The sequence below is a fragment of the Alkalinema pantanalense CENA528 genome, assembly GCF_050753345.1.
Taxonomy (GTDB): domain Bacteria; phylum Cyanobacteriota; class Cyanobacteriia; order Leptolyngbyales; family Leptolyngbyaceae; genus Alkalinema; species Alkalinema pantanalense.
This window is the reverse complement of record NZ_JBLZFX010000144.1, coordinates 1-10,761: the sequence shown is the minus strand read 5'-3', so window position 1 is coordinate 10,761 and position 10,761 is coordinate 1. Positions and strand designations below refer to the sequence as shown.

At 47.1% G+C, this 10,761-nt stretch carries 9 protein-coding genes; 5 read left to right on the top strand and 4 right to left on the bottom strand.

What is annotated here, in order from left to right:
• Positions 1-166 precede the first annotated feature (166 nt).
• Positions 167-826, top strand: coding sequence for a class I SAM-dependent methyltransferase family protein (locus ACN4EG_RS25995; protein ID WP_431633192.1), 660 nt, complete (start codon positions 167-169; stop codon positions 824-826).
• 24 nt (positions 827-850) lie between these two features.
• On the opposite strand, the gene ACN4EG_RS25990 is transcribed toward ACN4EG_RS25995, so the two are convergent.
• Positions 851-1,693, bottom strand: coding sequence for a DUF4333 domain-containing protein (locus ACN4EG_RS25990; protein WP_431633191.1), 843 nt, complete (start codon positions 1,691-1,693; stop codon positions 851-853).
• A gap of 378 nt (positions 1,694-2,071) precedes the next feature.
• On the opposite strand from ACN4EG_RS25990, the gene ACN4EG_RS25985 reads away from it, so the two are divergent.
• Positions 2,072-4,393 (top strand): FAD/NAD(P)-binding protein, encoded by a 2,322-nt coding sequence (locus ACN4EG_RS25985; RefSeq protein WP_431633190.1) that lies wholly within the window; start codon positions 2,072-2,074, stop codon positions 4,391-4,393.
• A 256-nt stretch (positions 4,394-4,649) separates the two neighbouring features.
• On the opposite strand, the gene ACN4EG_RS25980 is transcribed toward ACN4EG_RS25985, so the two are convergent.
• The 3 genes from ACN4EG_RS25980 to ACN4EG_RS25970 form a co-directional block, all read right to left on the bottom strand.
• Entirely contained in the window at positions 4,650-5,123 is a 474-nt protein-coding gene (locus ACN4EG_RS25980; protein ID WP_431633189.1) for a MarR family winged helix-turn-helix transcriptional regulator, read from the bottom strand.
• Between the two features lie 238 nt (positions 5,124-5,361).
• Positions 5,362-6,216, bottom strand: coding sequence for an ABC transporter permease (locus tag ACN4EG_RS25975; protein WP_431633188.1), 855 nt, complete (start codon positions 6,214-6,216; stop codon positions 5,362-5,364).
• Entirely contained in the window at positions 6,173-6,988 is an 816-nt protein-coding gene (locus tag ACN4EG_RS25970; protein ID WP_431633187.1) for an ABC transporter ATP-binding protein, read from the bottom strand. The genes ACN4EG_RS25975 and ACN4EG_RS25970 overlap by 44 nt, the downstream gene beginning before the upstream one ends.
• Before the next feature lie 658 nt (positions 6,989-7,646).
• Here ACN4EG_RS25970 and ACN4EG_RS25965 point away from each other — a divergent pair.
• The 3 genes from ACN4EG_RS25965 (at position 7,647) to ACN4EG_RS25955 (ending at position 10,521) form a co-directional block, all read left to right on the top strand.
• On the top strand, positions 7,647-8,492 hold the full coding sequence (locus tag ACN4EG_RS25965) for an NADPH-dependent oxidoreductase (protein ID WP_431633186.1): 846 nt from the start codon (positions 7,647-7,649) through the stop codon (positions 8,490-8,492).
• Positions 8,493-8,521: 29 nt separating this feature from the next.
• The gene (locus ACN4EG_RS25960; RefSeq protein WP_431633185.1) at positions 8,522-9,739 is read left to right on the top strand and encodes an aryl-sulfate sulfotransferase; all 1,218 of its coding nucleotides are present in this window, start codon (positions 8,522-8,524) and stop codon (positions 9,737-9,739) included.
• Positions 9,740-9,837: 98 nt separating this feature from the next.
• A complete protein-coding gene (locus tag ACN4EG_RS25955; protein ID WP_431633184.1) occupies positions 9,838-10,521 on the top strand; it encodes a glutathione S-transferase family protein in 684 nt (227 codons plus the stop codon).
• Positions 10,522-10,761 lie beyond the last annotated feature (240 nt).

The window sequence follows — 10,761 nt, the reverse complement described above, 5'->3', positions numbered from 1 at the left end:
GGTTGAAGCCCTGGTTCTCTCACTGATTCAATCTCTAATCCCTAATATGATGCTAAATTACCTGCTTTTTCACGATTCTTGGTAAAACTCTTTATTTTTTTAAGCCTGAGTAGTTACCGATCTTTTTTAATTTAGTTTGCTCACTGAGCAAAAAGGATGAACTTCCATGCCCAAAAATTGGTTTGAATGGCACAATCTGTATCAATCGGAAACTAGGCTCCAGCAGCGGCTGGAGATTGTCCAGGAATATTTAACAAGGGCGATCGATGCGCAACCTGCGGGAACGATTCAGGTGGTGAGTGCCTGTGCCGGAGATGGCCGGGATTTGATCGGTACCTTGAGCAATCATCCCCGCAAAAAGGATGTCCGTGCCCGCTTGGTCGAACTCAACCCCCAACTCGTGGAACAGGGTAAAGCTAGCTTGGTCGCGGCTAGATTAACCGAGCAAATTGAATTTATCAACGGAGATGCGACGCTATCGGATAACTATGCCGGGGCCGTACCAGCGGATATCGTGATTTTCTGTGGTATTTTTGGTAATTTGGCGGATGAAGCAGCTCTTCAACGGTTAATTGGCAACCTAAAATTTTTGGCTAAGCCTGGTGCTTTTGTCCCCTGGACGCGGGGGAACCGAGATGGTGACTATGCCGAGGTTGTCCGACGAAACTTACAAGCGGCCAATTTTGAAGAAGTAGATTTTCGCTTCACTGAGACAGGTGATCAGGCCGTGGGGCTGCACCGCTATCAGGGAGAAACGGCACCGTTACCAGCTAATGAGCATTTATTTGTCTTTTCTGGTTCACCCGATCGGGCCGTAGAGCCGTAGCACCTGCTTAACAAACTCTGCTACCTACTCGGCATCACCACCACCCAGACGATCGAGATCCTTAATCATCTCGGCAGACAGTTTTGCTTTATCCTCTGGTGCGATCGTTGAAGCTGTGGGGGATTCGCCTGATTTTTCGGATGAATCTTTCGTCGTCATGACTGTTCCAGCGGCATTAGCTGATTTTGCCTCAGCCCCTGGAGCCCCTGATAACTTTGCACTCGCAACTTGTACCGTTGAGGCGGGGAGAACCTGCTGCCAGTTTACATTGTTTTGTGGATCGATCGTGACTACGATCGTTTCTGGTACCTGAGTTTTTCCAATTTTTTGATTACCTGGATTTTTAGGCTGATTCTCAGTGGTCGCTTGCGCAATCTTTGCGGCATCAGATCTCTCTGGCTGTTCTGCTGGGGCCGTCGCCTGTATACCTTTAGCTACCTTACATTCAAACCGATCCCCAGGTTTGACAGATCGGTACCCCTTACCACAATCAATCTTGAAAGATTGTCCTTCTCTCTGAATGGTTTCTTGAAATAGTGATTCTAATTGAGCTAGGTTTAATAGCCCCTGCGTGTTGGAGACTTCCCAGGTGGTGGTACCTTGGCCGTCAGTTTGTTTTACAGGGATTGCAAATAATTCTCCCGATTCAAGTTTTCCAACACATTCAAATCCTTTTTCTGCTAACAATTCAATGTTTTTAGGGCAGGTGACCGTCTTGAGTGAACTGCCTCCTTGTTGCGTCACCTGCTGTTGAATTTCTCCTTCTAGCTTGGTGGTATCCAACTTTTTGGTACAGCTAGATACCAAGATAGTAGCGATACCGAGCAAAATACCCAAAAAAACTCTACGACTTTTTTGATTCACCATACAAGGTTTAGCAATTGCGAGGATTTTCTTGAATCTCTTTGGGTTTATTCCCTGTCTCTTGAGGCGCAATACCAATCGGGGCTTACCCCATAGGTTCATCCTTTTGATTAATTGCATGCGATTAATTGCATGTAATTAATTGAATAAATCACACAAATTTTTTCAAGCTTCTCACATAATTCAGCTAAAAGAAAGTTATTTATATACAGATTTATAGTTGTCTGGGATACAAAATTGAAATAATTTTCTGAAAATTAACGTAAGAGATCAGTATGCTTGAATCAATGCTAATCTGAATTATTCCAGTACTAAGAGGGTGTTCACTTTTAAAATCTATTCACGCTACTTCTAATATGACTTGATGATAAGGTTTCCAAAATGCTAACTTCTGATTCTCCAACCACGATCGCGATCGTTGGAGCAGGCTTTAGTGGTTCTCTCGTCGCAGCCCATCTCCTGAAAACTGCAAATCGACCCTTACTGATCAAGCTCATTGAGCGCAGTCACGAGGTCGGGAAAGGGGTGGCCTATAGTACTGATACGAATCGGCACCTACTGAATGTATCTGCTGGGAAAATGAGTGCCTTTCCCGATGACCCTGGGCATTTGCTCCGCTGGCTTTACTATAATCGCAATGAATTAGCCGCATTTTTACCCGATGACCTAAACGCCAGCAGCTTCATTCCCCGCCCAATCTACGGCTTATATATTCAATCTATTTTGGAAGAAGCTGAGGCCACTGCTGCTAGCCAAGTCCGTCTGAAGCGCGTGATTGATGAAGTCATCGCCATAGAACCTACCCTCCCAGGCGCGATCGTCTCTCTCCGTTATGGCGATAGTTTTAATGCTGATAGGGTCGTCTTGGCCTTGGGCAATGCGGCCACTCCTGCACCATCATTGCCATCTTTGGGAAGCACAGATTCGATCGACCTACGCCATGCCTGGTCAACTGATGCCTTAGCAGAACTCAACCCGGATGCCCCAATATTGCTAATTGGGACTGGGTTAACAATGGTGGATATGGTGGTGTCACTCCACGAACGCCAACATCGTGGCAAAATTTATGCAGTCTCGCGCCGAGGGCTATTGCCGCTCGCCCATCAATCGACCAAACCCTATCCAACTGTCATCACCCAAGATAATGCTGCAAAAAGCATTCGCGGTCTATGGCAACAGGTTCGTCTGGAAATTAAGTCAGCCAAAACGCAGGATTACGATTGGCGATCGGTCATTGATTCTCTGCGTCCGGTCACACAACAACTTTGGCAACAATTGCCGCCGACAGAACAGCAACGCTTTTTGCGCCATGTCGTTCCCTATTGGGATGTACATCGCCACCGCATTGCTCCAGAAATCGGTCAGCGGGTGCAAGCCATGCTGGATTCTGGGCAATTGACCATCGCAGCAGGTCGGATTCAGGGCTATCAAGGCAATCAGGATGGCATTGCAGTTACAATACGACCACGTTCCCAAACGAAGAATTGGATTTTGTCCGTTAAGCGTATCGTGAATTGTACCGGGATTCAAACTGATTACCAACGATCGTTGCAGCCCCTGATTACCAGTTTGCGTCAGCAGGGACTCATTGCCCCCAATCCCATGGGTTTAGGCTTAGAAACAGCGGATGACGGCGCGATACTGAATTCTCAGGGGCAATCCTCGCGCACCTTGTATACGTTAGGAACGCCGCGCAAAGGAAATTTATGGGAAACGATCGCGGTTCCAGAATTGCGAGAGCAGGCTCAGGCATTAGCCGCAACCGTTTTACAATCTCTCCCTGTACGTGTGCTTCCCGTTACACCTTATGTGTACGATGTGTACGCGCCCATAGCAAAGCCAACCGTTGCAGTGATTTCCGATCAAGCAGCAGCGACAACTTCAGCAAAGCTCCCATCGACATTACTATTTCGCCAGTTCTTTGATCCAGAAACGAGCACCTACACTTATCTGATTGCCGACGAGCAAACTAAGGATGCAATTTTGGTCGATCCGGTTTTAGAACAGGTTGAGCGAGATTTAGAAACACTCCATGATCTAGGGTTAAGTCTTCGCTACTGCTTGGAAACACATATTCACGCTGATCATATCACTGGGGCCGGAAGGCTCCGACAGCAAACCGGATGTCGCGTGATGGTACCGCAAAATGCTACTGCTCAATCAGCAGATCATACTTTGGCCGATCGTGAGGTTTTGCTGGTGGGATCAATCCCAGTAGAAGCGATCGCTACACCTGGTCATACCCATAGCCATCTGGCCTACTTAGTCAACAATAACCATTTGTTAACGGGAGATGCTTTATTAATTCGAGGATGTGGGCGAACTGACCTGCAAGGAGGGGATGCCGGAACACTCTATGATGCAGTCACGCAAAGACTATTCACGCTGCCGGAGCAAACCCTAGTCTATCCCGGTCATGATTATAAAGGACGTTCAGTTTCGACGATCGGAGAAGAAAAGCGATTCAATCCCAGATTTGCCGATCGTAGCCGTGAACAATTCATTACAATCATGAGCCATTTAGGACTCAGTTATCCTAAAAAAATGAATGAAGCGATTCCAGCCAATGAGTCTTGTGGTGATTTTCTTTCCAACCACATCGATACGACTGATCTTGCGATCGACTCCGATCATGAACAAGTAGAACTGACGCTATCAACCAATGCGGAGATCTATGAGAGTTATTTCGCTATGTATATTTAGCTCACAGCATATTTAGCTCACGATTATTTAGCGTAAACAATCCGTCATTATTCGGTTTAGATTCGCCTTAGTAGATTTCCTGGTTTAGTTTCATCACGAATAGATAAACAACATAGATAAACGACAATTACCTTGACGATTTTCGTAGTACGTCAAGGCTGTGAAAAAACTATCGATAAAATGACTATTTGTCACAATTCAGGAGAGTTAGATCACCTGTCAAATTACCTGTTGGCAGGAGTTTATCCCTAAAATCTTACTTTGTCCCTGGCTGTTGTTCAAAAACATCTCGCAGGAGAGTCAACCCCTCATCAATTGCTAAAATTTGTTCCTCGGTTAAGGAACTCAATAGGTTCGCAATATATTTGCGAGTCTGTTCACGATTCGCTTGGAGATGTTCCCGGCCAGCAGCTGTTAACTTTAAAACCACCCGACGACGTTCTTCAGGATGATCACAACGATCGATGAATTGCCGTTGTACCAGCCTCTCAGTATTGGCCGAGGCTGTGGCTCGCGTTACTCCCAAATGTTCCGCTAATTCTGAAAGAGAAGCCCCTGGATTGCGATCGAGAAACGCGAGGGTACGAAACTGCGGTACCGATAGTTCTTCATAGGAACCTCGTGCACGCATATCCGCGCGGATAAAGCGCATCACCATTGGAACGGTTTCCATGACCTTGGCAGCACAGTTATTAGATCCAGTTTTCTGAGCTGTTTTTCGCAATCCCATGGGCTAATAACGGGTCTAACAACCCGTAAGAAGGTAGAGAAACTCCCAACCTATCCACCAATTGGATCCACCAATTCGTTAAATTAGGAGCCTACCCTATTGTCGTCGCAGAGGGATACTTTTGTGTAGGCATTCTTGGGTGTCGGCTTTCTCCCTCGGAAAGCTGTTCTTCCAGTAATCAGGGCCTCAATAGCCGCTAGAATCCTAGTGGCTAGCCCAGACTATCTGCCTATGTTGACTATCTGCCTACATTTGGATACAGCCACGAGCAGATAACCGTCAACACCGCCACCGCAAAAAACAAGACTGCACAGTCCCACCCAAAGCCATAGGTGGTCTGACCGTTTGCTAGCATGACCCCCCGTAGGGCATCTACCTGATAGGTCAGAGGATTGAGGTGGGAGATGAACTGCAACCATGGGGGCATAAGGCTGATGGGATAAATGGCATTACTCGCGAAAAAGAGCGGCATGGTCATCAGTTGCCCCATTCCGTTAAACCGTTCCCGTGACTTAACCAGACAGGCAACAATTAGCGAAAAGATGGAAAAACAAGCGGCTCCTAGGAGAACCACCAAAATGACGCCCGCGATCGCGAAGGGATGAAAATTCAGCTTCACCCCCAACAGTAGGGAAAGGCCGTAAATCACAATCACCTGGGATAGACTGCGAATCCCCGAAGCCAAAGCCTTACCCAAAACCATGGCCGCTCTCGGCGTGGGACTGACCAAAAACTTGTGAACGATTCCCAAGTCCCGTTCCCAAATAATAGTCATTCCGCCGTTAAAAATTGCCACAAAGAGGACGCTCTGGGCTAGGATTCCAGCGGCCATGAAATCTAAATAGGGTAAATTGCCCGTGGGGATGCCGCGCAGTCGTGTAAACACTTGCCCAAAGATTAGCAACCAAAGGGTAGGCTGGGCAGCCCGTAGGAACAGATCACTGGGATCATGGCGAAGCTTACGAATTTCCAGCTCGTTAATCACCAAGGTTTTACGAACCAATTCAGCGATCGCCCGTCCCCAAGTTCCTGGATCGGCCCAGGAAGGATTAACCCAAGCGTTGTGCGGTTCGCCGAGTTCTTGAAGTTTCATGATAATTAACTCCTGAAGTGATTTGATCCCCGGTGTAGTGAATAAAGACATCATCCAACGTGGCATCCGGCTGATTGAGGGATGCTTTCAAATCCGTGGGGGAACCCGTTACAATGACTTGCCCGCCATGCATAATAGCGACCCTTTGGCAGAGATTGTCGGCTTCCTCTAGGAAGTGAGTGGTGAGAAAAATCGTTGTGCCATACTCCGCACATAGTTGGCGAACCAAGGCCCAAACATAGCTACGAGCTAAGGGATCTAGTCCTACGGTAGGCTCATCCAGAAATAGCAACTTAGGACGATGCAAAATTGATTGCGCAACTTCTAAACGGCGAATCATTCCACCAGAATAGGTTCTAACTAAGCGATGGGCTGCGTCCTGTAGACCCATAAAGGCCAAAACATCATCAATGCGGTGTCGTTGCTGGGCGCTTGGAATATCGTACAACTTGGCAAAAATCAGCAGGTTTTCGTAACCTGTTAACGTGCCATCGGCGGAAAGGGCTTGAGGAACGTACCCAATTAACCGACGCACGGCGGGCGCTTGGTGTACCACATCAAATCCGGCGATCGTTGCGCGACCTCTACTAGGTGGCAGTAACGTCGTGAGCATTTTAATGGCGGTACTTTTGCCTGCACCATTGGGGCCCAACAAACCGAACACTTCGCCAGGAGCGATCTTGATATTTAAATTATTGACAGCGGTTAAGGAGCCAAACTGGCGACTTAGATTGTGAGTGGTCAAAATCGCCCCTGACAGGTGGTTATCCAAGGTTGTACTCTCCAAAGTTGTCGTCTCCAGTGCATCTTGCTTAAGAGATTTTCTGCGGTTGTTCATCCCTCTTGTCTATTGAGTCCTTGTCTATTGAGTCAATTGAGTCAATACATCTTTGCTGTGGCGGAAAGTCAGATAGAAGGCGCTTAAGCTTTGAGCCAATCCCCTTCAACCAGTCATCATCAGCAAACCGCTGAAGCTAATTAACTTGACCTAAATTAAATGACTGTCAAGCTATTGGAAGCTATTGGAAGCTATTGGAAGCTATTGGAAGCTATTGGAGCAGTGCCCGAGCTAGTTGCTATTGAGCTCCCAATCTATTTGTAGCATATAGTTAGATATTCTAACTATACGATCAGCAGATCATTTGGTAACTCGATATACTTGAGCTTGCAGATCATCTGTGCAAGACTGACACTGTTCAATCTGTTTGACTAAAAAAGCTTGTGGGCAAGTGTGTGGATGGGCAAGTAAGCGGGCAAATAGTTGAATGGGCAGGGGGTTAGAATCCCACCTACACACACATCTTGTTCTGCGTTGGCCCAGTGATAGCGGAATTAGCTACAGTACCCATTTTGCTGAAGACGGATCAGAATTATACGCTTCATTTTTGCAAGTTTTGCGCTCCTCCTCTTTCTAACGCCGATTGCCACCTATGACCTTAATTGCAGAGATGCCTTATCCCCAAGAAACATTGCTGAACCAGCGGTATGGTTATGCCCTAGACTTTGTGTTTGATGAGGCTTGGAATACGAGCCTGACAACTCTGTTGTCTCACTATTCTGTGAGGGCCTATCTCAGTAAACCGTTACCTGCGGGAACCTTGGAGGTTCTCATTGCAGCAGCACAGTCTGCCGCAACCTCTTCTAACCTCCAGACTTGGAGCGTCATTGCAGTGGAAGATCCCGATCGCAAAGCTCGGTTAGCCCAACTCGCCAATGGTCAGCCTCATATTCGCCAAGTTCCCCTATTTTTAGTCTGGTTAGCGGATCTGGCTCGCCTAAATTCCATTGCTGAACAGCGAGGCTTACCCCATGAGGGATTAGACTACTTCGAGATGTTTCTAATGTCTGCGATCGATGCAAGCTTGGCTGCACAAAATGCGGCTATTGCGGCAGAATCCCTCGGGTTAGGAACCGTTTATATTGGTGCCCTTCGCAATAGTGTTAAAGCAGTTGCTGACGAGCTTGGCCTCCCCCCAAAGGTTTTTCCAGTGTTTGGTCTATGTATTGGTTATCCCGATCCCAGCCAACCAACGGGTGTTAAACCTCGCCTTCCTCAGTCAGTTGTGTTGCACCGAGAGCAATATAGTTTAGCCGTCCAGGAATCTGCCATCAGAACCTACGATGAAATCATGCAGAAGTTTTACGCTGAACAGAATATGACAGCCCAAGGAGACTGGTCAGAACATTCGAGCGATCGGATTGCTACTGCCGACGCCCTCCGCGATCGCGCTCATTTACGAGACACACTCAATGCTTTGGGTTTTAAACTCCGCTAACATCCTCTCTTAATTTTCTGACGTTTCCTATGACCCTTGGATTGCAACTCACCCTTCCATCAGCCGTTCCACCGAGAATTCCCCCATCCTTTTCCACCGTTGACCAAAATACGATTCGTCGTCGTGGTGCTGGCCTACGGGCATTCGATCACTACCGCCTATGTCCGGGTTATACCCTGTTTACCCCCGCTGGGCAGGCACAGGAGGTCTACTTAATTGATCTCAAAGGGCGGATTATTCAGGACTGGTTGCTTCCCTATCAGCCAATTTCCTATGCCTATCTTCTCCCCAACGGAAACCTTTTCTACAATGGGACAGTTAGGGCAGATAGAAATATTGCCGCAGATGAGCTGCCAATACCCAATTCCTCCGACTTTCAGGGGAGTATAGGGGTTAAAAACAACTTTCCTGAAGGGGTCGTTGCTGAAATCGATCGTAGGGGGAATGTTATTTGGGAATATCGTCATCCCCATCATCACTATGATGCCTGTCGTTTACGCAACGGGAACTTTCTCATATTTTGCATTGAGAAATTATTACCTGCAGTCAAGCTGACAATCCAGGGACAGGAAACCATCATCACCGATGAAGACATCTATGCGGATGCCCTACACGAAGTGACCCCAGAGGGGCATCTAGTCTGGAGCTGGTATGCCTATGAACACCTTGATTCGGGCAGGGATTGGCTTCACAGTCACCAGGATTGCTTAAACCTGATCGCTGGTAATTCTGTCCAGGAATTATCGGATGGCAATATCCTCATTAGTTCTTGTCAGCTTTCTACAGTGGTGATGCTCGATCGCGCCACAGGTCAAATAGTTTGGCAATTGGGGAAAGAAGTTTTGACCCACCAACAGCAGCCCCAAGAACTACCCAATGGTCATTTCTTAATTCTTGATCATTGCATCCAAAACCAGTTTCCCTTCCAACATTATTCCCGGGTGATTGAAGTCGATCGCCTAACGCAAACAATTATTTGGGAATATCACGATCGACGGCCCTCTTCCTTTTTTAGTCCCAATTTTGCTGGGGTTCAACGCTTACCCAATGGCAATACACTCATTACAGAGGGAGACTGCGGTCGCTTATTCGAAATCACACCAGAGGGGGATATCGTTTGGGAATATATTAACCCGCACTTTCACCCGCGATCGACGCATGAAGGAGACTTACCGCAGCAGGCAGATGAAGAGAATGCCGTTTTTGGTGCCCTTCGCTATCTCCGAGAAGAAATAACTTGGTTATGAGCTGGGCTGTTTGCACGAGGCTGTTTCTTAAAGCTGCTTCTTAACTGAGCCGTTGAGCGATGACCACCCATTCACGTTATTTTGAGTCAAATTACACTATGAGCCAAGTCCATCTGTATAGCGCCACCGCTTGCCCCTACGCCCACCGAACTCGATTAGTACTCTTGGAAAAGCAAATCCCCTTTGAGTTAACCGAGATCGATCTGCAAAATAAGCCAGCTTGGTTTTCCCAAATTTCCCGCTATGGCAAGGTTCCAGCCATTCGCCATGGGGAAGCAGAAATCTATGAATCTGCCATCATTAACGAGTACTTAGAGGAAGTTTTTCCAGAGCCACCATTACTGCCCAAGCATCCCGGCCAGCGGGCGATCGCTCGTCTCTGGATCGATTACGCCAATAACCATTTCACCAGCGCCTTTGGCAAGTTACTCCGTGGCAAGAATACAGAGGAACAAGAGCAAGGCAGACAAGCATTAACTGAAGCATTGCTCTACATTGAATCTGAAGTTTTTGGAAAGCTGTCAGGTAATAGCACTTACTGGCTTGGAGATCAGCTAACTTTAGTTGATTTAGCGTTTTATCCCTGGTTTGAGCGCCTTCCTGCTCTCCAATCTTTACGTCAATTTGCCGTTCCTCAAGACACCCCTCAATTACAAAATTGGTGGAGGACATTAGAAGCTCGTCCTACCATTCAATCCATTGCCAATTCTGTAGACTTTTACATAGAACGGTATGCTAAATTTGTGCCATCCTCGGTTGCGATCGGTTCAACCTCGAGATAAACCTCCTTTTGGGTAATCATCTTTGTGACTTCTAACTGGTAACCTCTAACTTTTGTTGTTTTCAGCTAAAGCTATGTTAAGGAGATTTCCAGGAACAAATCTACCCAGCAGCAGGTTGAATCAGGATGTCCCATTTGGGTAAATCTGGATTGCGCTGCAAACGAGTTTCAATTTCACGCATCGCTGATTTTGAGAGTGAGATTCCTTTAACATAAGTATTTGGGTTAAACACAACGATGG